We start from the raw sequence: 26,710 nt of genomic DNA, 5'->3' as shown, positions 1-26,710 counted from the left end.
CCGGCCGCCCGCGTTTTCGGCTCCCGCCTTTCAGTGAAGGCGAAAGCCGGTTCCGGTCAGCCCGCGGTGAAGCGCCAGCCTTCGGTGACGGTCGGAGCGTTGGTGGTGCCTCGCTGGGTGCCCCGGTCGAAGCACTTCTCGCGTGGTCGTCCCACGACCGCCGGCCAGGAGAACACCGTCTGGACGTCGTAGACCACGTCGTACGCCTGCACGCCGTACTGCCCGGTCACTCTGCTGTGCGGAGGGACGACGAGGCTGGCGTTCACACCGATGGCGGTGGTCCGTTCCTGCACGATCTGCGTGCTGACATTGGTCTGCAGATATTTGGTCAGCTCGGCTGTCGCGCCCACTGTGACGCTGATCCGCCAGGTCCGTGACTGCGATGAGCTGAACGTCGCATTGATTGGCGTGTCAAGGGCGTTGTCCACGACACGGGCGTCACTCACGTTGAACGTCGAGGCAGTGGAAATCGCGGTGTATCGGTACCCCGCTAAATAGGGGGTGCGGCCGTAGAACGCCAGCTGCCAAACGATGGTGGGGTCGGTTGGGCAGGAAATCTGCGGACCAGGCCCGTCGGCATGTGCGATGCCCGGCGTCACGGTCACACCTAGACTTGAGATCAGGGCCGTGAGCACCGTGAACGCGGTGAGTCTTCTATGCCGTCCGCTGAGTCTTCCGGCCATTCCCCGCCGGTCGTGCGCTCTGCTTCGAGTGCCGGCCAATCTTTACCTCCACGCGACTTGAGTTCGCACCGGTCCACGAGTGTGGCCGGTTCTTCCACATGGCCGCGCTGCCGGGCGCCGCTTACGAATGCTGTATTGAGAGGTACAAACGCATACTTTGATTGCTGTCCGGGCACCTGTCAACAGTCGGAATAGTGCCCGGCCACTCGGGTCTTCGGTGTCTTCGTCCAGGCGATGGAAAAGGGCCACGATGAAAAGGAGCGATCCACGGCAGGGGAGTTCACGGAGTTGATGGCGGGGACGAGTCGGGGCCTGGGCCCGCGACTTCCCTTACCGAATCGGATATGAAGTTTGCCGGCCTCGCCGAGGTCCGGGCGCCGGTCTCGGATGTCGAGCTTGACCGTCTCGGTGATCCGCAATCCCACCCGCCGCCACAGTGACGCGGCGAAGTATCAGACGCCTGGGAGTAGCCGGTGATCGCACCACACCGGTGATCGCACCACACCAAGGCTCATCGGCACACCCCCGCTCACTGCCTCCGGCCAGACATCTCAATTACCGGCGACACTTCAGGAATCCCGACGGAACGCCAAGCGGTTCACTACTCTCGGTGTGGCGTTCCTGTCAGGGTGCGCAGGCGCAGGCTCAGCGCGAACTCGCGGGAGTTCCTGTGGCAGCGCCTGATCGCCGGGTGGCAGGTCGTCCGCTGGGCACCGCCCGCGCCGTCGGTGATCTCTCTCCTGCCTCACCTTCCGTTCCAGGCGTCCGAAAAAAAAGGGGGTGGCCGTGGCTGGAGAGTCGTACTCGGTGCGCCGTGTGACGTCTCGCGCGACATGCGAGGTTTTGATCACTTTATGTCATCAGGCACTTACTCGGTGCGGGAATCGTGAAATGCGTCTCGCGGGTGAGGCAATCAATGGTCGCCTCCTCTTTCGGTCGGCCGTATCCGCAGGCTGCCGCACCTTTGTCGAAGATGGACCGCTCCCATTTCGGAAAATGCCGTGGGAGGGCCGAGGGGAAGGGGCGTCGCTGACCCGCCGGACGATGGAATCCAGAGTGTCCGGGGGGCGCGGCCTGCGTCCGAAGGCGTTCCGTGCCCGCGAGGGCGGGCGACGTGAAATTTACTCGAATCCGTTTCGTGAGAAATCTTCAGATGAAACGCGTGCCGACAGGCTGATTCCTGACCCATAATCGCCGTCAAGAACATGTGAATCGTGAAAAAGGGAGCGCTGCGTTGTACGGCAGAACCTCTCCGCTGTTCATCGGCCGGAAGCGGGAACTCGACTTTCTCGGGGAGGCGTGGAGGGATGCCGGACGTCGTGACGCGCGGATCGTGGGTGTCCGGGGGGCGTCCGGGATCGGCAAGACCGAGCTGATCGAGCGCTTCCTGCGTACCGTGCCCGGCGTGCGGACCGTTCGCGCCTTCGGTGACGAGGACGCGCTCGCCCACCCGTGGGGCGTCCTGGAGCAGATCGCCGAGCAGCTACCGACCCCGGTGCTCGCCAGGACGCTGGCCGGCCAGGCCGAGGCCGCCTTCGTCGGCCAGGCCCTCGCGGCGGAACTCGTCGCCGCCGACGCGCTGATCGTGGTCGTCGACGACGCGCACTGCGGCGACCGGCAGTCGATGGCCGCGCTCCGCCTGGCCGCCCGGCGCCTGCGCAACGCCCAGGTCATGCTCCTGGTCGTCCACCAGGCTCCGGGATACGCGACGGGAGCGGCGCCGGACGCGCCCCGCCTGGAACTCCACGAGGGCTGGGCCCGCATCTTCGACTCGCCGCAGGGGCGCCTGCTCCAGGTCGAAGGACTCCCCGCCGACGATCTGGTGCGGCTCGCCGTCGCGACCGGCCACGACGGGCTCACCCTCTCCGGCGCGAGAAGGCTGCACGAGCACACCGACGGCAACGCGCTGCACTCACTCCTCCTGCTGGACCAGGTGGAGATGCACTCGATCAACTTCGGCAACGGCCCGCTGCCCGCCCCCCGTGGCATGACGCAGGCCGTGGTGGCGAGGCTGGCGTCGTGTGACCGCCGTACCCGCGAGGTCGTCGGTGCGGCGGCGGTGCTCGGCCGCCGCTTCGGCCTGACCGACCTGCGTGCCCTGGCCGGCGTCGCCGACGCCACCACCCCCCTCGCGGAGGCCGTCGGCGCCGGGCTGGTGAAGGAGATCCCCGGGACGGCGGGGCAGGAGTTCGCGTTCACCACCCTGCTCGTCTGGGACGGCATCTACTACGACTCCGGCATCGAGCGCCGCCGCGCCCTGCACCGCAGCGCCGCGCTGCTCGGTGGCCCCGGCGCGCTGTGGCACGGGATCGCGGCGTCCGGAGGCGGTACGGACGGCGAGCTCGCCGAGCTGGCCCAGGAGGAGGCCCGGTTCCTGCTGGCGCGGGGCAGGCTTCCCCTCGCCGCGGTGTACGCCCGCCACGCGGTGGAACTGACACCACCGGGACCGGACAGGGTGGCCCGCCTGCTGACGGCCGTGGAGACCCTGCTGGTCTCCGGCGACGCCACCGTCGCCCGGCGCTACGAGAGTGAGGTCCTCGCCGCGCCACCGGGTCCCTGGCGCGACTACGTCGCCGGCTACCAGGCACTGATCTCCGGGCGCGTCGCGGAGGCGAAGCTGCTGCTGGTCCAGGCACTGGGCGCCGCCGAGCGCGACGGGGCGGAGAACCCGCACGCGCCCGCCGACCTGCGGGCGCGCGTCGCGGCCCAGCTCGCGATCATCGGGGTGGTCGAGATCTCCTACCCCGAGATGGTCGAATACGGTACGGCCGCCGTCGCGGCGGGCAGTCACGAGCCATGGGTGCGGGCCTTCGCCTGGTTCGCCCGGTCCCTGGGCTGGACCCTGGCCGGACGGGCCGAGGAGGCGCTGGCGTCCCTGACGGACGCCGACCTGCCGGGGTCGGTGGCCGGGCTGGACGGGCTGGTGGCCCGCGGGATGATCCGGCTGTGGACCGACGATCTCGAGGGCGCGTCCGCCGACCTGCGTGACGGCGTCGCGCGGGCCACGCGCGGCGAGGCGCTGCGGGTCGGCCAGGCACTCGGTTTCCTGGGCGAGGTCGAGTTCCGCCGGGGCAGGCTCGACGACGCCGTCCAGTTCACCAGGCTCGCCGTCGGCGACGCCGAGGAGAACGAGCGGGTCTGGGACTACGCGCTCCTGCACTCCCTGGCGTGTTTCCCCCAGGCGGCCAGGGGAGAGTGGGACCAGGCGCGCGAGCACGCACGCCAGGCCGCGGAGTGGGCGCCGATCGTCGAGAGCAGGGTGAGCCTCGCCTACGCGGCGGGCGCGCGTGCGGCGATCGCCCAGGCCCAGGGGGACACCCAGCGGCTGCTCGTCGCGGCCGAGGCCATCGAGGCGCACTACGACTCCCTGGAGCCGGGAACCCACCTGTTCGGCCCGGTCTGCGCCGACGCGCTCTCCCAGCTGGGCCGGGTCGAGGAGGCCGAGGCCGCGCTGGACGTCTTCAGCGACAGGGCCGCCTCCAGCGGGCGCCGCTCGACCCTGATGTCCATCGCGAGGGTCAGGGGCCAGATCGCCGCGGCGAGGGGAGACCACACGCGCGCCGTACGGGAGTGCGAGGAGGCCCTCGCACTCGCCCGCGAGGTGGGCCTGCCGATCGAGGCGGGAAGGATCGACCTGGTGATGACGCGCTCCCAGCACGCCAGAGGGCGCCACGCCGAGGCGGAACGGCTGCTTCGGCGGGCACTGGTCGCCTTCAACCGCACCGGCGCCGCGGCCTACGCCGCCCTCGCGCTGAAGACGGCCGGGGAGCTCAGGCTCTCCGTGGACGGCCCCAACGCCGCCTTCAGCAGCCTCACCGGGGCCGAGCGCGAGGTCGTGGCGATGGTCTGCGAGGGCATGACCACCCGTCAGATCGCGCAGCGGCGCTCGGTGACGATCAGCACCGTGGAGACGCAGCTGAACCGCATCTACGCGAAGCTGAACGTGACCAACCGGATCGAGCTGCGCGCCGTCCTGTCCGACCCCGGGGATTGACCGGCGGCCGGGACCGGACACCCGGCTCACAGGAGCGGCATACCGGCGGCGCGGCCGGGCCGGTGCAGGTGAAGCGGGCATGTCAAGGTCCGTCGTGCCATCCGTAGGGGTGGTACCTGGACGCCTTCCGCTCTCCCGGCGACTACCGTGGGCGCCGCCAGAGCGCCGGGAGAGCGGTGCCGCAGAAGGAGGCCGGAATGCGGTTGACCATCGACGTCCAGAGGACCGCCACCGGTCACATCGCCGGGACGGTCGCGTCCGACGACTCCGCGCAGCCCGTCCCCTTCCACGGTGTCATCGAGTTGGTCACCCTCCTGGAAACCCACCTGGACGGATGACCGCACGAGGGGATGCCGCGCCCCCCCTGAGGGGCTGGAGATCGTCGTCCATGGAGTGCACGCCAGGGGAGAACATCGGATGGGCAGCACATCGCACCTCACAACGGGACGCCGGCGCCGCGGACCCGAGCCGGGCCGGGCGCACCGCCGGCCGCGGGCCGGTACGGTACCGCGGGCACTTCTCGACGTACGGGACGTGCCGGTGGTGCGTCCCGAGGGGAACGGTCGCGCGGGGTCGGCCGGGGCGGTCGCGTGAACGCCACCATGACGGCCTTCGTGCCACCGACCGACGACGGTCACGACCTGCTGGACAACTGGATACGGCCGATCTGCGCGAGACTGGGGATCCGCCTCGCGGTCGCTCTTCCCGGCGCCGGCCAGATCACCGCGCTCGCGGCGCAGCGGGCGTCGACCTTCGTCGTGTGGGACTGTTCGGTCGAGGGGCCGGAGGACGTCTACGAGGCCTTCAACATGCGCGCCAAACTCGACCCGGGCAGCATCGTCCTCAGCCGCACCCCGCTGCCGCGCAACGTGCTGACCCGCGCCAGCCACGCCCCCGTCCACGGTGAGGTTCTGGAAAACCCGGAGCTGGGCGTGTGGCTGGAGCGGCGTCTGCGCCGCGTGCTGGGCGCGGTCAGGACACCCGCGCCACGCCTGCCCGAACCTCGGGCGCACTACTGGATGTTCGACGAGCCGGCCGACTACTTCCTCAGTTTCCACGGCGAGCGCCGGCGGGAGGCGGGGGAGTGGCGCGAGGCCTTCGAGAAGGCCCACTCGGTCACCGTGCGGATGGTGTCGCCTCGCGAGTACTCCTACCCGGCCGAGGTGGTCACCCGGCAGCAGATGTGGGAGGGCGTGGCGCGGCTGATGTACGAGATCGTCACGACGGGCAGGGCGATCGTCCATCCCACCCCGGACTACTTCGCGTCGTTCTGGACGGTGAGCGAGTTGCTGGCCACGCTGTGGCTGCTGCCGCGCGGCTCCACACCTCCCATGATCACCTCCGCGTACGCCGCCCGCCCCTCGGGCGGCATCCGGCGGATGGAGCACCTCACCGCCCGTGCCGTCCTGGGCGTCCCCCTGCTGAGCGACGCTCACGCCGACCGCTTCGCCAGGCTCGTCAACCACGCCGATCCGATCACCACCGTCCCGCAGATCCGGAGACCCCCCGAGGGCGGCGGGAGAGATGTCACCGGGATGGTGAGGAACGTCGGCCACCGCGACCCCGAACTGGCGTCCTCACGGTTCTGGGACGAGGTGCGAGTGCCCTGCCCGATCTGCGCTCCCAAGGGCAGGCGTGCGGCGAAGGTCGACTGGGACCGGCACATGGACCTGTCGTGGAACGAGCGGGGGGTGGACCAGTACGGCTATTTCACCGCCCGCCGCGAGGACCTCGGTGCGGGAGGGATCCGCTGCCCCGGGTGCCGTACCCGCCTGCGCCTCGTCAACGAGCACGGCGTCCGCACGCTCTGGACACCGGTAGCCGAGGGGGAGACGGAAAGGGAGCGGCCGGTCCTCCGGCGCGACCCCGTCTGGCAGGTGCTGCCGGACGGCCCGCGGGAGGCGGAGACGCTTCCGGGGAAGAAGGGGCTCGGGGCCCTCCTCGACTTCCGGGACAGAGGGTTTCCCGCCGGGACGAGGTGGGTTTCCGCGCGAGGTCTCGGCTAGGGGCGAGAAGCCCCTCGGGAAGTCGTCACCTCCGAAATCGGAGCGTTCCAAAACAGCAGAAGATCTGGTCATCGTCGCCGACGGCTCGGTTCGGCGAAAGGAGGCGAGATGGATCCCGTTGACACCGTTCGAGTTCAAGGAGAGTTCTCATGCTCAAGGAGAAGGGATGGACGCCACCCCTTGCCGGTCCGCGGACCGGAGCACCCCGGTGAGACCGTGGTGAAGGTGGAGGACGGCGGTGCGTCCGCGGAGCGCGCGCACCGTCTGGCCCTGTCGCTGAGCCGCCGCTCCAGCGTGCTCGGAGCGGCGGGGCGTCACGGGGAGGCGCTCGCCGCGAGCGAGGAGGCTCTCACGATCGTCCGGCGGCTGGCCGCGGACGACCGTGACACCTACCTTCCCGACCTGGCCCTGTGCCTGGCCGGGGCGGCGACCCGGTACGTCAGGCTGGGCCGCAGGCACGAGGCGGTCGAGGTGGGCCGCGAGGCGGTTGCCGTCAGGCGCGAGCTGGCGCGGGCGCGCCCCGGCGACCACCTGCCCCACCTCGCGGGTTCGCTGAACGGCCTCGCCTGCGACCTGGGTCGCATCGGCAGGCCGGAGGCCGCCCTGGACGCCGCCCGCGAGGCGGTCGACATCTACCGGGATCTCGCCGCGCGGAACCCGGTCGCGCACGAGCCCGGTCTCGCCATGGCGCTGCACACCCTGGCCCAGCGGACGGCGTCGCTGGGGCGGCTGGAGGAGGCCGTGCTCCACAGCACGAGAGCCGTCTCCATCCGGCGCGGGTTCGCCGCGGAGAACCCGTCCGCCGGCGCGGTGGCCTTCGCCACCGCGCTGCACGGCCTCGGGTGGCTGCTCGCCGCGCTGGGCAGACGAGAGGAGGCCATCGCCGCCTACGCGGAGTCGGTGACGATCCGCCGCGGGCTCACCCTGTCGGAGGACGTCCAGGCCGCCGACCACGGCTACCTCGCCGCCGTGGCGGGGGAGTGGGCGGACCTTCTCATGGACGCGGGCCGCCTCCCGGCGGCCATGGAACCACTGGAGATCGCCAGAGCCGCCTCCGTGCACGCCGGCGACATCGAACGGGCCGGCCGTCTGGCCGCCCTGATGGAACGTGCGGGAAGCATCCGCGTCTGACCCTTCGCCTCCCGTACGGAACCGGAGGCCGGTTTCCTCGGGGAGGTGGAGCGCGGTGGCGGGGACGGGGTTCGCGTCCCGCGCGGGGAGGAGGGGACTCGTGCGGGCCGGGGGTCCGCGTGCGGGAGGGGAGACCCGCACGCGGACCGGGGGGTGGGCTTCACGCCCCCGGCCCAGATGACCCCTCCGTCATCCGGGCCGGGGTCCTACCCGGCGGTGAGCCGGGTGCTGTGGTGGTCGTGAGCCGGGAACGTCCTCGCCCTCGTCACGCGAAGCATCCCCCCACGCCCTGGCGTGCGCCCCGGTTGAAAGCGCCCAGGCGTTGCGCGGCGGTGCCGTGGTCGCTCACGTCGGTCCAGGGGGTGTCGTCCGCGTGTGCCCGCAGGGCCGCCGCGATCTCCTCGGTGTCGCCGGTCTCGAAGAACAGGATGCCGTCCTCCGCGGCTCCGAAGAGCGTGGCTCCGGCGAGGCAGTCGGCCTGGAGTTCGAGCTGCCGGGACAGCAGCCGCTGGGGGATGCGGGCCTGGACGGCATGACCCCATTCGTGCGCGATGATCAGATAGACCCAGGCGTCGCCCTGCCGGTATCCCATTCGCATGAGGTCGACGTCCCAGGCGATGAAGTCGTAGGGCGGCCAGCAGTACAGGGCGTTGTCATCGGGAAGGGGATATCCCCGGCATGTCGGCGTGTTGCCCCACGCGCCGTCATACCCGCCGAGAACGCGCGGAGGTGAATACCTGCCGGGAAAGAAATCCGGCCAGTGTGTCGCCCAGAAGCGGTTGATGACGTACCGCGCGCTGCGGATGTCCTCGTTGATGTCGTCGAGGCCGCTCGCGGCGGAGGCGCCCACCGGGGCGTTCGCGCCTGTCGTGGCGGTCGCGGTGCCCGCGGTACCCACGATGCCCGCGAGCAGCGCGCCGGTGAGCAGTACGGCGAGCGCGAGGCGGGTGGTTCTCCGTCGTGAAGCGGCCATGGTTCTCTCCCCCGTCGCTGGCGGCCACATACCGGATAATGGTCTATCGCCGGGTTTTTTCGCAGGGCAGCGTCACCATACGAGGAAAGGTAATACGGGAGAGGAGCTATCGCGAGATCGTACGAAATATCGTGCTAATTCGTCGCCGCATTCGAGGAATTAGCGGCACGTCATAATCATCGCGAAGCGATCCCCCGGCCCCTCCCGCGATCATGGCCCCCAAGCGGAGACGATCGCTCCCCCGACGGGGACGACGGTCCGCGACCGGGCCCGGCGGACGGCGGGAAGGTGAGGGGGCGGTCAGCCCGCCGGGGGAGCGGAGCTCTCGCGGATGATGAGGTCGGTGGAGAGCTCGACCCGGCGGGGCTCGGGGGACTCACCACGGGAGATGCCCAGGGCCATGCGGGCGGCGACGAAGGCCATCTCCTCCAGAGGCTGGCGGACCGTGGTGAGCGGCGGCCAGGCGGACCTGGACAGGGGCAGGTCGTCGAAGCCGACGACGCTCAGGTCGTCGGGGACGCGCAACCCGCGCTGCCTGGCGGCCTCGAAGACGCCGAAGGCCTGCAGGTCGCAGCCGGCGAAGATGGCGGTGGGCGGGTCGGGCAGTGAGAGCAGGGTGTGGCCGTGGTCGTGGCCTGAGCCGACGAGAAAGTCGCCGTACAGGATCAGCGCGGGGTCGACCTCGACCCCCGCCGTCTCCAGCGCGGCCCGGTAGCCGTCTATGCGGGCGCGGCTGCACAGCACGTCGGGCGGACCGCCGATCATGCCGATCCTGCGGTGGCCGAGCTCCAGGAGATGCCGGGTGGCGGTCAGGCCACCCTGCCAGTTGGTCGCGCCCACCGAGGCCACTCCGGGAGCGGGCTCGCCCTCGGGATCAACGACCACGAAAGGGATCGAGCGGGAGTTGAGCCGGTCGTAGCGCTGCGCCGAGAGGTGGGAGCCGACGATGATCACACCGTCGGTGCGGCGGGCGGCCAGCCGGTCGAGCCAGTCGCGGCCGGGGCCCGCGTGGGTGTGCAGGACGGAGATGACGATGCTGGCCCCTGCCTCCGCTGCCGCCTTCTCGGCCCCGCGGACGAGCTCCATCGCCCACGGGCTCTCCAACTCGGCGAAGATCAGGTCGATCAGGCCCGCCGGGCCGTCGGAACCGGTCGTGCGCCGGATGTAGCCGTGCTCGCGCAGCAGCCGCTCGACCCGCTTGCGGGTCTCGGGCGACACCTCGGCCCTGCCGTTGATCACCTTCGATACCGTCGGCGCGGAGACACCCGCCTCCTCGGCGATGCGGGCGATCGTCACCCGGGGCTTACCTGGCATGCCCGGCAGCATATCCGAAACCTTTCGGAGTGTGGCCGGTGGCCTGGGAATACGCCTCTTCGTCTCCCAACGGACTCTCGCCCGATACGCCCCCGGAGCCTGATCGTTATCGGAGGGTGGAAAATTTTTGTGGCCGCCGGAAATATTCGCCGCCGCCGCCACCAGCGGCCCGAGCGGCGCTCAGGCCCCGTCGGCGTGGACGCGGCACAGGGCCCACGCTCGCAGGAACCGGTCGCGCCACACTGCCGCCGTCCGGCTTCCCCTTTGGCGACAGTTATTTACTTACCACAAGGAAGGGCGGATTCTCTTTATATAGTTTCATACAGTCTTGGAAGGGAGATCCGGCATGGCTGGGGACGAGGTCACGCGGTTGCGTGCCCTGCGGGCGAAGATGGACGGCACCTATGGCGAGGCCGGGTGGCGCCAGGCGCTCACCCAGGCGATCCTGCGCCGGTGCGCCGACGACGATCTCCCGGGCACCGTGAGCCGGACGGATCTCGACGAGGCGGCCGAACACGCGGGCTGGCTCCTCGCCCACGACTGCGACCAATGGTCCTTCGCCCTGGTGGGACGGGTGCACGAGATCCGCTGGGAGGAGTTCGGGGATCCTGCCGATCGCGACGTCGCCATCACCATGCTCTGTGAGGCGGACGACCTTCACGAGGAGAACGCCTGGTTCAGCGCCGCCGACCACGAGGCCCTCGCCGAGCTGCTGCTGAGCCGTCACGCGGACCGGGGCGTGCCCTACGACCTGGACCTCGCGGTCGACAGGCTCAGGGCGGCCCTGCGCGAGTGCGACGACAGGTGGTCGGCCCTCTATCTGCGCTACCGGCTGGGTACGACGCTGGCCCTGCGCGCCACCCGGCCCGGGGCGGGCACCGATCTCGGCGAGGCCGTCGCCCTGCTCGAAGACGTGCTCCCCCACCTGCCGGAGGGCGACCCGGCCACGAACCAGGCGACGTTCGCCCTGGGCGGGCTCCTGCGGAGCAGGGGGATCGCCACCGGCAGCGCCGCCGACCTGGAGCGGGCGGCGGGGCACTTCGGCCTGTTCCTGGAGGCCACTTCCGACGACGACCCGCTCTGGCCCAAGGCGGCGGACGACCTGGCCAGCACGCTCACCCACCTCGGCCGGCCCGCCGCACCCGGCCGCGGGGGAAGGCGAGCCCACCGTACGGGGTCGCGTGGCACCCGTCGCGGAGAACCGTGACCGACGGGTCCACCGGGCAGGCCGGGACGGCACGTCAGTCGTCCTCCCACAGACGGTCCTCCGGGGTGCTCGACGTGGGCTCGCCCACCCGTGCGGCCACCGACCGGGCCTCGGCCAGCAGCGGGTGCCCGTCGCCCAGGGGCGGGCGGCCGTGAGCCAGCGGGCGGCGGTCGAGCAGGGGCGCCAGCAGGGGCGCCACCTCCTCCACCTTTCCCGAGCCCATCCGGCACAGCGCGAGTTCCAGGCGCCCGGCGAGAACCAGCGGGTGTGAGGCCTCCAGCACGTCCTCGCCCATGGCGACGAGCGCCGCGCCGGTGGTCTCCGCCTCGTCCTCCAGACCGAGGGCGTACGCGGCCCGGGCGGCGAGCAGCAGCCGCTCGGCCTGGCCGGGGAAGTCGTCGTCCATGTCGTGCTCGTCCTTCGCGAGGGAGGCGAGCACCCGCGCCGCCCCGGCCGCGTCGCCCAGGGCCAGCTGCGCGGCGGCCTGGGCGCGACGCACCGGTCGTTCGGCCGGGAGTGTACGCAGGGCGGCGAGCGCCTGGGCGGGCTCGCCCGAGGCGGTGAGGGCCGTGGCGCGGACCAGTGTCGCCTCGGCGCCCAGCCGGGGCGAGACCTGCCGGGCGAACCACTCCGTGGTGACGGTGACCCCGGTGAGCAGCCGCACCGCCTGCGCGGGGAACCCCGCGGTCAGCTCGATCTCCGCCAGAAGCACCGTGTCGTACTGGGGCCAGTAGCCCTCGGGCGGCAGGTGCTGCGTCCGCAGCCGGAGCGCCTCGGTCAGGTGGTGACGTGCCTGCGCGGGCTGGCCCGCCGCGAGCAGGGCCTCGGCGAGGGTCACCCTGGCCGAGGCGGTGTTGACGCTGTCGGGACCGAGGCGCTGCTCGCGGTCGGCGAGCGTCGCCTCGGCCAGGGTCACGCCGGTGACGATCCGGCCCGCGCGGGAGGCGGCCCTGGCCATCGCCTGCCGGGTGAGCGTGAACCCCCGCCACGCCGGGGTGACCCCGGTGGCGGGGACACCTTCGACGCGCTGCTCGCTCACCTTCGTCAGCTCGCGCAGCCCTTCGCAGGGACGGCCGGCCTCCACCAGCACCTCCGCGAGGTTGTGCCGGGCCCGCGCGCCGAGCGACGTCGCGTCCGCGGAGGCGGGAAGCCCTCCCGCCACCCGCAGCGACCGCTCGAAGCACGACCTCGCGCCCGGCAGGTCGCCCAGGCGCAGCAGGGCGATACCCTGCCTGCTGGTCACGTCGCAGAGGGTGCGCGGGTCGAGGTCACCGGCCGCCAGCAGGTCGGCCAGCTCGCCGCCGACCTCCGCCGCCCGCGCGAGCAGGGGGCTGCCGTCGAGCAGCACCTGCAGGACCATCTCCAGGGCACGGCTCCTGGCACGGCCGCCGGAGTCCATCCGCTCGGCGAGCTCGGCGGCCCGTTCGGCGGTGTGCAGCCGCTCGGCCCACTCCCCGGCCAGCGGGAACAGGTCGCGGGCGAACCAGTGCGCGCAGAGCGCGGTCGCCTGGTGCTCCGCCACTCCCTCGGGGTCGTCGGCCATCGACCGGAAGGCGAGTTCGGACAGGCGCTCGGCACTCGCCGCGGCCCACCCCGCGGACGGGACGGCGACCGCGAGCGCGGCGAGCTCCAGCCGGGGCTCCAGAAATCGCGCGTACGCGGTGACGCGGCCCTCCCACCCCGCGGCGGCGGTGGCGCCGTAGACCTCCGCCGTCTCCCACACCGGCTGGCTCTGCCCGGCCGACGGGCGCTTCTCGGAGGTGGAGATGTCACCGATGCCCAGGCGCACCTGGGCCAGCATGAAGCGCTCCACCTGGTGAAAACGCGCCACCCTGCGCAGTGCAGCCGTGACCAGGCGCCGCGCGTCGAGCAGGGAGCGCGGCGGCTCGGGCGCGAGGTCGTCCGAGGTGAACTCGTCGAAGGCGTGCTTGACCGCGAGGGCCACCAGCACGCGCCGGCTCCTGACCTCGTTGTACAGCCAGACGGCGCTGCGGCCTCTGTCGCCCTCGGTGCCCCGCGGCAGCCGGACCCGCTCGGCGACGTCCTCGGCCCTCACCTGGTGGTAGTCGCCGCTCCGGAAGGCGTCGGCCGATGCCGCCGCGATGGCCGCGAGCCTGCGTTCCTGTGCCGACACCCTCGCCCCCTTCGGATCCGCACATGAATATATCTCACTATGGTGGAAGAGGCTCTTGGTTGATGAGTTGACTATCGAGATGGGTATCCCGATGTCACGCCTGGTTTTCCAGATCACGCTCGGGCGCCCGGGGGAGCCGCCCTCCGGAGCACCGGGGGACCTTGAGATCCTCCGATGATCACGCGGCGCCCCGGACGGGGCAGGGTGGGACGAGACGGCGGAGCGGCCGGTCGTCGTGGAACGGGTCGCCTACGGACGGGCGCCTACGGACGCACCGTTATGGGCGGGCCGCTACGGGCGGGCCTTCAGGGATGAGCCGCTACGGATGGGGCGGCCCGTTCCCCGACTCCCGCCGGTGCCCGCGCAGGGCTCCCACGAGCGTCCTGGCGATCGTGACGGCCGCCGTACCCACCGCGCCGACCAGGGGCTCTCGCTCCTCGGCCGCGGTGGGGCCGGGGTCGGGATGAACGGGATCCGCCCGCCCGGCGCGGACGGCCTCCAGTTGCGCGGCGAACGCCAGCCCCAGGAAGAGGGCGATCGAGCTGAGGAACGACCACAGCAGCAGCGCCATGACGGCCGTGAGCGGTCCGTACGTGGCGCCGAAGGTGCCGCTGCTCTCGGTGTAGAAGGCGAGCAGGAGGGTGAAGACCGTCCACAGGACGAGCGAGACCAGGGCGCCGAACGCCAGCCAGGTGTGACCGGGCTGCCTCCTGCGCGGTGCGGCGCGGAACAGCACCGAGGTCGACAGCAGCGCGAGGAGGAAGCCGAGCGGCCAGCGCACCAGGTCGAACGCCTCCCTGGCGCCGTCGCTCCAGTCGTAGACCTGGGCCAGGGCCCTGCCGATGGCGCCGCCTCCGACCATCACCACGAAACCGGCGGTCATGAAGGCGCCGGCCGTCAGCGCCATCAGCAGAGCCCTGCCGTACTTGCGGTGGAAGGGACGGTCCCGCTCGACGCCGTAGATGCGGTTCGCCCCCCGCTCCACCTGGGCCATGGCGCTGGTCAGTGAGGACACGGCGGTGGCCAGGCCGAGCCAGAGCGCGATGACACCCCCGGTACGGCCCGCCTGCCGGTGGCTGTCGGAGAGCACGTCCTTGACCGCCTCCACCCCCGCCCCCGGCGCGAGCTTGCTCAGGACCAGCTCCAGCACCTCGCCGAGATGCTCCTGGTTGATCACCGAGCTCAGCCCGACCAGCGCGATCGCACCGGGGATGATCGACAGGCAGACCTGGAACGCCAGGGCCCTGGCGTTGGTCATGCCCTCGCCGTATCTGAACCTGCTGAAGGAGTCGCGGACCAGATGCCAGCGGCCGTATTCGCGCAGGGCGGCCCAGGCGTGGTCGGCCGAGAGCTCTTCACCGTTCATGGTCCGCGTCTGCGGGACCTTCGTCGCTGTTCCCATGTCGAGCGGGCGGCTACCCAGAAAGCGACACCGCGAACAAACGGTGCCGGATAACCCGCCGATTCTGGGTAGGGCAGGCTCATGGCTGAATTCCTCACAGATATCAAGGAGCTCCGGGCGCGGGCGCGTCAGGAGATCGACAAGGGGCCGATCACGTCGGCCTACGGCGCGGACCTGCCCCGGGTGATCCAGGTGTGCAACGAGGCCCTGGCGACCGAGCTGGTCTGCGTGCTCCGTTACAAGCGCCACTATTACACCGCCTCGGGCATCCACGCCGGGGTGGTGGCCGCGGAGTTCCTGGAGCACGCCGCCGAGGAGCAGGAGCACGCCGACCGTCTCGCCCAGCGCATCGTCCAGCTCGGTGGCGAGCCGGACTTCAACCCCGAGACGCTGGCGGCGCGCTCGCACGCCGAGTACGACGACAGCCTCGACCTGATCGAGATGGTCAAGGAGGACCTGGTCGCGGAGCGGATCGCGATCGCCTCCTACACGGAGATCGTCAACTGGCTCGGCAACGACGACGTGACCACCAGGCGCGTCTTCGAGGACCTGCTGGCCCAGGAAGAGGAGCACGCCGACGATCTGAAGAGCCTGCTGGAGAGGCTTCCCGGCGCTCTGAGCCAGAGCCAGGACGCGTAAGGCGTGAACACGAGCGGGCCCCCGGGCCTCAAATGGCCGGGGGCCCGCTCGTGTTCACGCCGGTCGGCGTCCCGCACGGCCCTTCGCGCCGGAGCCGGATCGAGGGGACTCCGGCGCGGGGCCCCGCGGGTCAGTCGGCCGTACAGGACACCTCGGGGACGGGGGAGCCCGGCCCCGAGGCGAGGAAGCCGAAGACCGTGGTCGCGCCGGGTGCCAGGGAGCCGTTCCAGGTGGCGTTCCGCGCCGAGACGGCGACTCCCGACTGGGTGACCGTCGCGTTCCACGCCTGGTTGATCTGCCGCCCGGTGAACGTCCAGTTCGCCGTCCAGCCGGTGATGGCCACCGGGCCGGTGTTCTTGACGGTCACCTCACCCTGGAAGCCGCCCGACCACTGGTTGGTCGTCCGGTAGACGGCGGTGCAACCATGGCCCGCCGTGGGAGTGACGGTCGGCGTCGGAGTGATCGTCGGGGTGGGGGTGGTGGTCGGCCCGGAGCCGAGCAGGGCGGCCAGCGCGGGGAACCACCGGTCGGCGATCTTCTGGTCGCCCGACGCGTTGGGGTGCACCCCGTCGTAGGTGTCGTACCCGGTGGTGAAGCCCGTCCACTGGTCGACCACGATCACCGGTGACCGCGCGGTGGTCTTGCTCGCGGCCCATCCGGGAATCGCCGCGTTGAGCGCGGAGACCCGCTGCGCGCACTCACCGCACGTGCCGGGGTTCATGGGGATGATCTGGGCGACGAGGACCTTCGTGTCGGGGTTGCTCGCCCGCATCTGGTCCACCAGCTTGCCGTACGCGGACAGGATGGTGGCGGTCGGACGGTTGCTCCAGACGTCGTTGGTGCCGAAGTGCATCATCACGATGTCGGGCCTGGTCGCCGAGAGCCAGCCGGGAAGCTGGTTCTGGTCGGCGACGTTGGTGACCAGCGCCCCGCCGTGTCCCTCGTTGTCCCCGTCGTGCGCGACGCCGCAGCCCTGGGGCGGCAGGGTGCCGACGAAGTCGATGCCGGTGTGTCCCGCGTTCACGAGGCGGTTCCACAGCAGGGCGCGCCAGCATCCGGGGGAGCCGGTGATGGAGTCCCCGAGTGCCATGATCCTGGTGGCCGCCGCCTGCGCGGGGACCGCGGTGCCCGCGAGCAGGAGTCCCAGGGTCACGACCGCGGCCATCGCGGTCGCCAGAACCGTGAGAATCGTGCCGCCTCCGCGTGCCGTTCTTCGCATCTTCCGCTCCCGCTTCGGTCTCGCCCGGCTGCGGGCCGATGCTAGGCGTCCCGGGCGGGGGCAGGAAGCCGTCCGCGTCCGCGGGGTCCTGACCTGCGCGGTTCTCGCCGGGAGGGTGTAACTTTCAGCCCGCTCTCGTGTCTCGCGGCCTTCCGTGTCCTTCGTGCCTTCCGGACGGGGCCGGGTCCGGGGCCGCTGGGCGGCCTCACACCCCGGTGAGATCGTCCACCTCCCCGCGCGCGGACCGGATCTTCTCCGCGCGGATCGGATCGCCCGCTCCACACGGGGCCGACGATGATCGGCGCGTGGGTGAAACCCCGGTGGGCGGCTGGTGAAGGAAAGCTACAGAGAGCATCACAAGAGTGGAGATAATTGACGTTGACGGCAGGGTGAACGTATTGTCCGGACAACACCACACCTCGGTATCAGTGCCCTGACCTCGAAGAACACCCAACGGAGCGTTCATGAAGCGACTAGCAGCGGTAGCGGTCTCCCTCTGCCTCGCAGCCGCCACCGCGGCGTGTGGCGGCAACGCGGACAGCTCCGCCGGCTCCGCCGGCTCCGCCGGTGACGTCTTCACCACGATCGACGCGCTGAAGCCGGGCATCGACGCGAACGCGCCGGTCAACCCGTACAACCCCAAGGGCAACGCCTTCCGGGGGTTCAACGCCGAGTGGCTCGGGTGGACCAAGAATCACCTGACCGATCCGAACCGGTTCTACCCGGGGGTCGCGCAGAGCTGGCAGGTCGCCCCAGACCAGTCCTCGATCACCCTCAAGCTCCGCCCGGACGGCAAGTGGTCCGACGGCGAGCCGATCACCGCGGAGGACGTGAGGTTCTCCATCGGCCTGGCCTACACCCAGGGTGGCACCGCCTACGCCCTCGACCCCTCCGCGGCCGGTACGGCCTCCGACATCAAGATCGTGGACGATCGGACGATCAAGATCACCCAGGCGGCGAAGAACCCGAGTTCCTCCTTCGTTCGCAGCGTCATGGAGACCGTCATCGTCCCGGAGCACGTCTGGCGCGGTGTGCTGCCCGCCGACTTCTGGCAGAAGCTGAAGCTCGCGCAGAGCGACGCCCCCGGCGCGGAGGTGGCCCGGGCGGGGATCACCAGCCTCGCGGACAAGGTGATCTCCTTCGCCCCGCCCAGGGACGTCTCAGCCGGGCCGTTCGTGCTGAAGCGCGTCAACCCGGGCGAGGCGCTGCTGGTCAAGAACGAGAACTTCTACAACGCGGCCAACGTCGCCGCCGACCAGGTGCGCATCCTCAACTACACCGGCAACGAGCAGGTCTGGAACTACCTGGTCTCCGGCAGGCTGGACAACGCCCCGTTCACCGCGGTCCCCGCGGGGGTGATGCGGCGGATCACCGAGACCCCGGGAAACACCATCGTGAGGGGATACTCGCCGGTCAGCATGGGACTCGCGTTCAACCAGTCCAGGAAGCCCTACGACAACGTGCACGTACGCCGGGCACTGGCGTACCTGATCGACCGTGCGCAGGTCACCAAGGTCGCCTCCCCCGAGGGGGGCGCCGCCTCGGCCACCACCTCCGGCCTGCACGAGGAGGCCGCGAAGGCGTGGCTGGGCGACGGCCTCGCCGCCCTGGATCCCTATCGGCACGACCCCGCCAGGGCCGAGAGCGAGCTGCGGGCCGCGGGGATGAGAAAGGTCGACGGCAGGTGGACGATGCCCGACGGCAGCCCCTGGAAGATGACCATCAACGTGCCCGCCTCCTTCTCCGACTGGCTGGCGGGCGCCAAGGCCGTCACCAGCCAGCTCAACGACGCCGGGATCGACGCGGAGGTGGTCACCACCGCCGACTACCCGCTCTACCTGGAGGAGATGGCGGCAGGGAAGTACGACCTCGGCTTCTGGCTGGTGGCGCTCGGCCCGGCCCCCTACAACATCTTCCAGCGCCTGTACGGCGCGCAGAACGGCTGGCAGCTCTTCGGCGGCAGGCTCAAGCACGTCGCCCCCGGCACGGAGGGCAACTGGATGGGCGGCGCCGAGATCATCGACGTCAAGGGCGTGGGCAGGGTCAATCCCGGCGAGCTGGCGGTGAAGCTGAACTCGGTGCCCGAGGCGGAGCAGCGGGGGATCGTCTCGACCCTCGCCAGGACCGCCAACCAGGACCTCCCGGTGATCCAGCTGTGGGACTACGTCAACACCCAGGTCGTCAACACCACCCGCTTCACCGGATTCCCCGGCGACGACAGCGACGCGCTGCGCCTCACCTCCGGGGTCTGGCTCCAGCTGGGCATGATCAAGAGGAGGAGCCAGATATGACGGTCATCGCACGCCGCCTCGCGGGCCACCTCGTCCGCGGGCTCGCCATGATCCTGGTGGTCACCACGATCAGCTTCGTGATCATCAGGAACATCCCCGGAGACCCCATGCAGGCCCGCTACGAGAAGCTGGTCGAGCAGGGCATGTCGCCGGAACAGGCCGAACGCGCCGTCGCGGTGCTGTACGGGTTCATGCCGAAGGGCACGATGTGGGAGCAGTACGTCGGCTACATGAGAGGTCTGCTCCACCTCGACCTCGGCCAGTCGCTGAGCGTTCCCGGCGCGGAGGTGACCACCCTGCTCGCCTCGGCGGCGACGTGGACGATCCTGCCGGTGCTCGTCGGAACCCTGCTCAGCTTCGCGGTCGGCATCATCCTGGGCGTCTACGCGGCGATCAAGCGGTCGAGCAAGCTGGGGGACATCCTGGCCGTCTCGGGCTCGCTGCTGCACGGCCTGCCGCAGTACGTCCTCGCGCTGCTGCTGAGCGCGGTCTTCACGACCCTGCTGCCGATCTTCCCCGCGAGCGGCACGGCGGACGTCACGCTCGAACCCGGCCTCAACGCCCCCTACATCGGCTCGCTGATCCAGTACGCCACGCTGCCGATCCTCACCTACGCGCTGGCCGGATACGGGGGCTGGATCCTGGCGATGAAGTCGAGCGTGGTCACCGTGCTGGGCGACGACTTCATCCTCGCCGCCGAGCTGCGCGGCATGAAGCGCGGCGTCATCTTCCGCTACGTGGCGCGCAACGCGATCCTGCCGCTGTTCACCATCCTCGCGCTCTCGCTGGGTCTGCTCTTCGGCGGCGCGATCTTCATCGAGCGGATCTTCACCTACCCGGGGCTCGGCCTGTTGCTGCTCAACAGCATCACCGACCGCGACTACGCGCTGATGGGCGGGGCCTTCCTGCTGATCACCGTGGCGATCGTCATCGCGAACATCGTCGCCGACATGCTCTACACCGCCATCGACCCACGGGTCCGTTCCGGACAGGAGGCGTCATGACCGGACGAATCAGGGGAGCCGTGGGAAACCGCCTTTCCGGCACGCGGGCGGCGGATCTCACGAGCCCGTACACCCGCACCGCGGGGGTGATCGCGTGACGGCACCGGTCATCACGGGTGGCGCCCCCGGCGCACCCGGCACCCCGGGGACCTCGGGGACCTCGGGGATCGCCGGCACCCGCGCGACGCTGCGGCGCAACTTCCGGCGCGGCGTCTGGCGGGTCCTGCGGCGCAAGCCCAGCCGGATCGTGGGCGTGGCGATCCTGGCCATGTTCGCGTTCATGGGGATCTTCGGGCCGCTGCTCTACCCCGCGCGGCTGCCGCGCGACGACAACGCGCTCTACGCCGCGCCGAGCCTCGCACACCCCTTCGGCACCGACTTCGAGGGCACGGACGTGCTCGCCCTGGTGGTCACCGGCGCCCGGTACGTCCTGCTGACCGCGCTGGTCACCGCCGTGATCACGGTGGCCGTCGGCACCGCCGTCGGGCTCTTCGCGGGGTTCCGGCGCGGACGCTGGGACTCCGTGCTCATGCGGATCACCGACATGAAGCTCACGATCCCCGCCCTCCCGCTGCTGCTCGTCCTGTCGACCGTCTGGAAGTTCACCAGCGCGCTCGAGATGGGCCTGGTGCTCGGACTCCTCGGCTGGGGCGGTGTGGCGCGCGCCGTACGGGCGCAGACCCTCTCGCTGCGCGAGCGCGGCTTCATCGAGGCGGCCAGAGGGCTCGGTCTGTCCGGCAGGCACATCGTCGGCAGGGAACTGCTGCCCAGCATGGCTCCCTTCATCGCGATGAACATGCTCATCGCGGTGACCGGCGCGGTGTACGCGCAGGTGGGCCTGTTCTTCCTGGGGGTCCTGCCGTTCGACGCCAACAACTGGGGCGTGATGCTCAACCTCGCCGTGTTCGGCGGCGGCGCGCTGACGACGACCACCGCGCTGCCGTACATGCTGGCGCCGCTGCTGGCGATCCTGCTGCTCACCCTGGGCATCGTCCTCGTCGTCGACGCCATGGACGAGATCTTCAACCCCCGGTTGCGGGAGGACTGAACAGATGTTCGCACGTTCGGAGAAGGTGTCCGTGACACCGGGCGAGCGGCTGGCCGCCGCCGTGAGAACCCTGAGCGCCCGGCGCACCCGGGGCTCCCGGAATCCGGAGGGCACCGGCAGCACCGAGAGCACCGCGAGCGCCCAGGGCGCGGCGAACTCCCGCGAGGCGGGAAGGAGCGGCCCGCCCGGAGTGCGCGTCGACGACCTGTCCGTCGTCTACCGGACGTCGGCGGGAGAACTGCCCGCCGTGTCGGGGATCGACCTTGAGCTGGTGCCGGGGACGATCACCGGGGTGGTCGGCGAGTCGGGGTCGGGCAAGTCCACCCTGGCGCTGTCGCTGCTGAACGCGGTCCAGCCCCCCGGCAGGATCCGCTCGGGCCGCGTGGAGATCGACGGGCTCGGTGACGTCGTGGAGTTGCGGGGCGACGATCTGCGCCGGGCGCGGGGACGGCACATCGGGTACGTCTTCCAGGCGGCACAGAACTCCCTCAACCCGCTCAAGACGGTCGGCAAGCAACTCCTCGACCTGGGGCGTTCGCACGACATCCAGGATCTGAGGGAGCTGGTCAGGGACGCCAAGGACCTGCTCGGCAGGATGGGCCTGGACGGCGCGCGCGTGCTCGACTCCCACCAGCACGAGCTGTCCGGCGGGATGCGCCAGCGGGTCGGCATCATGTTCGCGCTGGTGCTCAACGCCCATCTCGTCGTGCTGGACGAGCCCACGACCGCGCTCGACATGATCAGCCAGGCCACGATCCTCCGGATCATCAGGGAGGTCCACGAGGAGCGCGGGCTCACCACGCTCGTCATCACCCACGACCTCGGCGTGGTGGCCGAGGTCGCCGACCGGCTGGCCGTCATGTACGGCGGGCGCGTGGTGGAGCAGGGACCGACCACCGAGGTGCTCGGCGCACCCCGCCACCCCTACACCCAGGGCCTGATCCGGGCCATCCCGCGTCTGGTCGGCGACATCGGGGAGGCGAGGGCACTGCCCGGCCGTCCGCCGACGCTTGGGACAGTCCCGTCGAGGGGATGCGTCTTCAGGGAGCGTTGCGAGCTGCGCATGGACGTCTGCGAGACCGAGGAGCCGCCCGCCGTCACGCGCGGCGAGTGGATCGTGGCCTGCCACGCCGTCGCCGCCCGCCACGCGGACGAGGACGCGAACGCCGCGCGCACCGCGCACCGGACCGGCGACGGAGTCGCCGCGCGCGCCACGAGCGGGACGGACGGCGGCGCCGGGAACGGGACGAAGAACGGGAACGGGGCCGCGAACACGAACGGGAACGCCCACGAGGACCGGGACGCGGTTTCGCGGGGGGCCGGAAGGCCCGCCGGGACACATGGGCCGAGGGAGAAAGCGTGATCACTGGACAGGGAGTCACGAAGACCTTCAAGCAGCGGGGCGGCATACTCGCCGGCCGGGAGGTGAAGGCACTGCGCGGCGTCGACTTCGCCATCCCCAAGGGCGGGGCGGTGTCGTTCATCGGGGAGTCGGGCTGCGGCAAGACGACGCTGGGGCGGATCATCGCCGGGCTGGAGAGCTACGACTCCGGAGAGATCGTCATCGACGGCACGCCCATGTCGTCGCTGCGTCCGAGGCAGCGCCAGCCCCACTTCCGCAGGATCCAGCTCATCCACCAGGACCCGTACTCGGCGCTCAACCCGACCCGTACGGTGCACCAGACGCTGGACGCGCCGCTGGCGCTGCGAGCCGCGCAGACCGGCCGATCACGCTCGTGGGCGGACGGACGTGCCCAGGAACTGCTGGAACTGGTCGGCCTCGACCCCGGCTACGTGCTGCCGCGCTACCCCCACCAGCTCTCCGGCGGGATGCGCCAGCGGGTCGTCATCGCCCGCGCCCTCACCGTCGACCCCGAGATGCTCGTCGCCGACGAGGCCGTCTCCATGATCGACGTATCGCTGCGGCTGGGCATCCTCGCCCTGCTCAAGGACCTTCGCGAGCGCCTCGGGGTGAGCGTGCTGTTCATCACCCACGACGTGGCGACCGCGCGCTACATCGGCGACGACGGCGAGCTGTACGTCATCTACCGGGGGCAGGTCGTCGAGCGCGGCCACGTCGAGACGATCATCTCCGCTCCGGTGCACCCGTACACCCAGTCGTTGCTGTCGGCCATCCCCGTGCTGCACGGCCTGGAGCGGCCGGGCGAGGAGCCGGTGACGCCGACCGGGGCGCTCGACGAGAGCCGCCTCGACGAAGGCTGCCTGTTCGCCCGGCGCTGCCCGTTCCGTACCGGCCGCTGCGAGTCCGAGCACCCGCTGCTCGGCCACGGCGGCGGTACGCCTCAGGAGCACGCCTGCTTCCACCCCGCTCCACGCAACGTCGTCGCGATGCCGGTCGGTCACCCGTGACCCCGCTGGGAAAGAGACCCGGGGCGGGGTCGTGGAGTGCGGGCGGGGCGCAGGGGGCCGCTGAGACGTCGAGGAGCCCGGAAGCGCCGGGAATCCGCGATCTGTCCGGAAGCCGTGCGGCGTCCGAGATCGGCGAGCTGTCCGGAACCCGCGAGCTGTCCGTGATCAGGCAGGCCGTCGCGGCCGACGCGGAGGCGCTCGCGGAGATCGCCGGGGCCGCTCTCGCCCATGACGCGGGGGAGGCCGCGAGCCTGGTCGCCCGTCTCGCCGCGCCGCCCGCGCACCGCTCCTGGACGGCGCTGGTGACGCGCGGTCTGGACGGTGTGGTGTTCGCCTCGATGTCGGCGCGCGACCCGTGGGTGGGCCATCTCGACCTGCTCGCCGTACGTCCCGAGGCTCGGGGAGCGGGCCTGGGCCGGGCGCTGGTCACCGCGGCCGAGGACTGGCTGCGCGGCCGGGGGGCGACCGAGGCGCGCTTCGCCGGTAACCCGCCCTGCTACGCCTGGCCGGGCATCGACGTTCGCTACACCGCGGCGGCCTGCCTGGCCGAGAGCCTCGGCTACGAGCGCCACAACGTCGCCTGGAACATGACCGCCGACCTCACCGGTGACCTGTCCGTCGACGCCGACCTCGGGCGGCTGGCGGCCTTGGGGGTCACCGTGCACGCCGTCGCCCCCGGGGACCGCGCCGCCGTGTCGGCCTTCGTCGAGGAGCAGTGGAACGCGAACTGGGCCTGGGAGGCGGAGCAGGCCACCGGCTGCCACTACGCCGTCAGGGACGGCGAGATCCTCGGCTTCGCCGCGTGGGGCGCGCGGCCCTCCTGGTTCGGCCCGATGGGCACCGCGCCGGCCGCGCGGGGCCTGGGGGTCGGTCGCGTGCTCGTACGCCGCTGTCTCGCCGAGCAGCGGGCCGCGGGCATGTCGAGTGCCCAGATCGGCTGGGTGGGGCCGCTGCGCTTCTACGCCAGGACGGTCGGCGCGCACGCCGAGCGGGTCTTCTGGCTCTATCGCCGTGGGCTGTCATGAGGGCCTCGGCACACCGGAGTGACCCGATGTACGGGTTGCTGCCGGGTACGCGGCCGTAACTTCCTCGCTGCCAGATGATCATCTGGTTGACGGCAGTGAGACAGGACAACTAACGACATGGGATGTCATGAGTGATCAAGTAGCCACGCTGTCCACGCTTTCCACCGAGCAGAGCGATCCGCGCTACAGCCGGATCGACCTGCTCCCCACCGAGCAGGTGGCCAGGCTGATGAACGCCGCGGACACCGCGGTGCCCGCGGCGGTCGCCGAGGCGGTTCCGGAGATCTCGGCCGCGGTGGACGCGGTCGTGGCCAGGATGAGGTCGGGTGGCCGCCTGTTCTACGTGGGCGCGGGGACGTCGGGCCGGCTGGCCGTGCTGGACGCCTCGGAATGCCCGCCGACCTTCGGTACCGACCCCGAGCTCGTCCAGGGTGTCATCGCGGGCGGAACCCCCGCGCTGACGCGTTCGGTCGAGGGCGCGGAGGACGACCGGGACGGGGGAGCGGCGGCCCTGGCGGAACGGGGAGTGGGCGCGCTCGACGCGGTGGTGGGCGTCTCCGCGAGCGGTCGCGCGCCCTTCGTGCTCGGCGCGCTGGCCGAGGCGAGCCGCCGTGGAGCCCTGACCGTGGCCCTGTCGTGCAACGTCGCGACCCCGCTGTCGGCGGCCGCGCGGCACCCCATCGAGGTGATCGTCGGCCCGGAGGTGGTGACCGGCTCCACCAGGCTCAAGGCGGGGACCGCGCAGAAACTGGTCCTCAACATGATCTCCACGATCGCGATGGTCAGGCTGGGCCGTACCTACGGCAACACGATGATCGAGGTGTCGGCGATGAACTCCAAGCTGGCCGACCGGGCGGCCAGAATGGTGAGTGACATCACCGGGGCGGCACCGTCGGCCGCCCGCTCCGCGCTGGAGGCCGCCGGATGGCACGTGAAGGTCGCGGTACTCATGATCGAGCACGGCCTCGACGCCGACGGTGCCCGGGTCCTCCTGGAGCGACACGGTGACCATCTTGAGGCGGCGCTGGAGGCGGGACGGGCCAGGGGCGCCTGAACCTCCGGCGGAAGGGAAGCCGGCGCCGGACGTGAGAGCGACGCCGGGCGCGGAGCCGGTTTCCGGCGCGGAGCCGGGACCGGGACCGGGGACCGGAGGCGGGAACGATGTCCGAGCGTGACGAGGGTGCCCGGCTCGCCGGGATCCTCGGGGCGGCCGTGCCGCGCGTCTGCTCGGCGGCGGTGGCCGCGATCGCCGTGGGCGGTGTCACGGTGGCCGCCGCCGCGGTGGGGGAGGCCGTGCGCTACTCGTCGGCCTCGGAGGAGCTCGCCGAGGACCGGCCACCCGCCCTCCGCGACGCGGTCTTCGACCTCGCCTCGATCACCAAGCTCTTCACCACGGCCGTCATCCTGTCGCTGGCCGAGGACGGACTGCTCGGCCTGGACGATCCCGTCGCGGACCGGCTGCCCGCCTGTTACGGCGGGGCGCCCGAGGTCACCCTGCGGCACCTGCTCACCCACACGGCGGGATTGCCGCCGGGACGCAGAGCCCACGAGGAGATTCCCGGCGACGGCGAGCAGGTCCGCGCCAGGCGGATGGAGAGGATCCTCTCGACGCCGCCGATCGGTCCCGTGGGTGAGCGCTATCTCTATTCGGACGTCGGTCTGATCACGGCGGGCAGGGTGGCGGAGGTCGCCGGCCGGGCCTGCCTGGACGAGCTCGTCCGCGTCCGGGTCATCGATCCGCTGGGCCTGCCCGACACCGGATACCGTCCCGCCGCGTCCCTGCTGCCCAGGATCGTCGCCACCGAGCACAAACCCGAGCGCCCGGGGCCCGGATGCGTGCGCGGCGAGGTCCACGACGAGACCGCGCACGGTCTGGGCGGGGTCGCCGGGCACGCCGGGATCTTCTCCACCGCCGACGACCTCCTACGCTTCGCCGAGGCGTTGCGCACCGGGGGAGCGCCGGTCCTGGGGCCCGGCGCGGTCGCGGAGCTCACCCGCGACCACGGCGTGAGGGACGCGGGCTTCCGCCACGGCCTGGGCGTGCGGATCGGTGATCCCGCGATCGTCGGCCCGCTGGCCGACGCCTACGGCCACTCGGGCTTCACCGGCACCTCGCTCGTCGTCGATCCCGAACGCGCCCTCACCGTCGTCCTGCTGACCAACAACGTCCACCCCCTGCGTGGCCGCGCGGGCATCCGCGACCTACGCCACGCCGTCGCCGCCGAGGCCCTGCGCCTGTCCTGAGCCCGCGCCGCACGCCTTCCGGTCGC

The 26,710-nt window shown here is 71.3% G+C and carries 20 protein-coding genes; 14 read left to right on the top strand and 6 right to left on the bottom strand.

The features are described 5' to 3' along the window. Positions 1-56: 56 nt before the first annotated feature. A complete protein-coding gene (locus AB0B96_RS21660) occupies positions 57-605 on the bottom strand; it encodes a hypothetical protein (RefSeq protein WP_362901143.1) in 549 nt (182 codons plus the stop codon). Between the two features lie 1,312 nt (positions 606-1,917). On the opposite strand from AB0B96_RS21660, the gene AB0B96_RS21655 reads away from it, so the two are divergent. The 4 genes from AB0B96_RS21655 (at position 1,918) to AB0B96_RS21640 (ending at position 7,814) form a co-directional block, all read left to right on the top strand. Next, positions 1,918-4,677 carry an AAA family ATPase gene (locus AB0B96_RS21655; RefSeq protein WP_362901141.1) on the top strand — a complete coding sequence of 920 codons (2,760 nt, stop codon included), beginning with the start codon at positions 1,918-1,920 and terminating at the stop codon, positions 4,675-4,677. 197 nt (positions 4,678-4,874) lie between these two features. Beyond that, complete coding sequence (locus AB0B96_RS21650) at positions 4,875-5,015, top strand: hypothetical protein (RefSeq protein ID WP_350946273.1); 141 nt, start codon at positions 4,875-4,877, stop codon at positions 5,013-5,015. Between the two features lie 252 nt (positions 5,016-5,267). Further along, positions 5,268-6,683: a hypothetical protein gene (locus AB0B96_RS21645; protein ID WP_362901139.1), complete on the top strand. Its 1,416-nt coding sequence runs from the start codon at positions 5,268-5,270 to the stop codon at positions 6,681-6,683. A 180-nt stretch (positions 6,684-6,863) separates the two neighbouring features. Next, positions 6,864-7,814 carry a tetratricopeptide repeat protein gene (locus tag AB0B96_RS21640; RefSeq protein WP_362901137.1) on the top strand — a complete coding sequence of 317 codons (951 nt, stop codon included), beginning with the start codon at positions 6,864-6,866 and terminating at the stop codon, positions 7,812-7,814. Between the two features lie 265 nt (positions 7,815-8,079). Here AB0B96_RS21640 and AB0B96_RS21635 read toward each other — a convergent pair whose 3' ends face one another. Together AB0B96_RS21635 and AB0B96_RS21630 are read right to left on the bottom strand one after the other, a co-directional pair. Then, a complete protein-coding gene (locus tag AB0B96_RS21635; RefSeq protein WP_362901135.1) occupies positions 8,080-8,787 on the bottom strand; it encodes a neutral zinc metallopeptidase in 708 nt (235 codons plus the stop codon). Positions 8,788-9,087: 300 nt separating this feature from the next. Then, the gene (locus AB0B96_RS21630; protein WP_350946269.1) at positions 9,088-10,101 is read right to left on the bottom strand and encodes a LacI family DNA-binding transcriptional regulator; all 1,014 of its coding nucleotides are present in this window, start codon (positions 10,099-10,101) and stop codon (positions 9,088-9,090) included. A 346-nt stretch (positions 10,102-10,447) separates the two neighbouring features. Between AB0B96_RS21630 and AB0B96_RS21625 the strand changes: the two genes are divergently transcribed. Continuing rightward, positions 10,448-11,308 (top strand): hypothetical protein, encoded by an 861-nt coding sequence (locus AB0B96_RS21625; protein WP_362901132.1) that lies wholly within the window; start codon positions 10,448-10,450, stop codon positions 11,306-11,308. Between the two features lie 34 nt (positions 11,309-11,342). Here AB0B96_RS21625 and AB0B96_RS21620 read toward each other — a convergent pair whose 3' ends face one another. Together AB0B96_RS21620 and AB0B96_RS21615 are read right to left on the bottom strand one after the other, a co-directional pair. After that, positions 11,343-13,442 carry a tetratricopeptide repeat protein gene (locus AB0B96_RS21620; RefSeq protein WP_362901130.1) on the bottom strand — a complete coding sequence of 700 codons (2,100 nt, stop codon included), beginning with the start codon at positions 13,440-13,442 and terminating at the stop codon, positions 11,343-11,345. Between the two features lie 319 nt (positions 13,443-13,761). Further along, entirely contained in the window at positions 13,762-14,808 is a 1,047-nt protein-coding gene (locus AB0B96_RS21615) for a YihY/virulence factor BrkB family protein (protein ID WP_362901128.1), read from the bottom strand. Between the two features lie 117 nt (positions 14,809-14,925). On the opposite strand from AB0B96_RS21615, the gene AB0B96_RS21610 reads away from it, so the two are divergent. Continuing rightward, the gene (locus AB0B96_RS21610) at positions 14,926-15,483 is read left to right on the top strand and encodes a ferritin-like domain-containing protein (RefSeq protein WP_362901126.1); all 558 of its coding nucleotides are present in this window, start codon (positions 14,926-14,928) and stop codon (positions 15,481-15,483) included. A gap of 130 nt (positions 15,484-15,613) precedes the next feature. On the opposite strand, the gene AB0B96_RS21605 is transcribed toward AB0B96_RS21610, so the two are convergent. Further along, positions 15,614-16,702, bottom strand: coding sequence for a cellulose binding domain-containing protein (locus AB0B96_RS21605; RefSeq protein ID WP_362901124.1), 1,089 nt, complete (start codon positions 16,700-16,702; stop codon positions 15,614-15,616). Positions 16,703-17,166: 464 nt separating this feature from the next. Between AB0B96_RS21605 and AB0B96_RS21600 the strand changes: the two genes are divergently transcribed. From AB0B96_RS21600 to AB0B96_RS21565, 8 genes are all read left to right on the top strand, one after another. Beyond that, positions 17,167-18,993 (top strand): ABC transporter substrate-binding protein, encoded by a 1,827-nt coding sequence (locus AB0B96_RS21600; protein WP_362901122.1) that lies wholly within the window; start codon positions 17,167-17,169, stop codon positions 18,991-18,993. Beyond that, positions 18,990-19,997, top strand: a complete 1,008-nt coding sequence (locus AB0B96_RS21595; RefSeq protein WP_362901120.1) for an ABC transporter permease — start codon at positions 18,990-18,992, stop codon at positions 19,995-19,997. Before AB0B96_RS21600 ends, AB0B96_RS21595 begins: the two co-directional genes overlap by 4 nt. Positions 19,998-20,091: 94 nt before the next feature. Then, entirely contained in the window at positions 20,092-21,045 is a 954-nt protein-coding gene (locus AB0B96_RS21590; RefSeq protein WP_362901118.1) for an ABC transporter permease, read from the top strand. A gap of 4 nt (positions 21,046-21,049) precedes the next feature. Continuing rightward, positions 21,050-22,408, top strand: coding sequence for an ABC transporter ATP-binding protein (locus AB0B96_RS21585; RefSeq protein ID WP_362901116.1), 1,359 nt, complete (start codon positions 21,050-21,052; stop codon positions 22,406-22,408). Further along, a complete protein-coding gene (locus tag AB0B96_RS21580; RefSeq protein ID WP_362511345.1) occupies positions 22,405-23,415 on the top strand; it encodes an ABC transporter ATP-binding protein in 1,011 nt (336 codons plus the stop codon). Before AB0B96_RS21585 ends, AB0B96_RS21580 begins: the two co-directional genes overlap by 4 nt. Positions 23,416-23,576: 161 nt before the next feature. After that, positions 23,577-24,440: a GNAT family N-acetyltransferase gene (locus tag AB0B96_RS21575; RefSeq protein ID WP_362901114.1), complete on the top strand. Its 864-nt coding sequence runs from the start codon at positions 23,577-23,579 to the stop codon at positions 24,438-24,440. Between the two features lie 127 nt (positions 24,441-24,567). Continuing rightward, positions 24,568-25,494 carry an N-acetylmuramic acid 6-phosphate etherase gene (gene murQ, locus AB0B96_RS21570; RefSeq protein ID WP_350946257.1) on the top strand — a complete coding sequence of 309 codons (927 nt, stop codon included), beginning with the start codon at positions 24,568-24,570 and terminating at the stop codon, positions 25,492-25,494. 107 nt (positions 25,495-25,601) lie between these two features. After that, positions 25,602-26,684 (top strand): serine hydrolase domain-containing protein, encoded by a 1,083-nt coding sequence (locus AB0B96_RS21565; RefSeq protein ID WP_362901111.1) that lies wholly within the window; start codon positions 25,602-25,604, stop codon positions 26,682-26,684. Positions 26,685-26,710 lie beyond the last annotated feature (26 nt).

The sequence above is a fragment of the Streptosporangium sp. NPDC049046 genome, assembly GCF_040649155.1.
In the GTDB taxonomy this organism is placed as follows: domain Bacteria; phylum Actinomycetota; class Actinomycetes; order Streptosporangiales; family Streptosporangiaceae; genus Streptosporangium.
The sequence above is the reverse complement of the archived record's forward strand: the minus strand, read 5'-3'. Positions and strand labels throughout refer to the sequence as shown.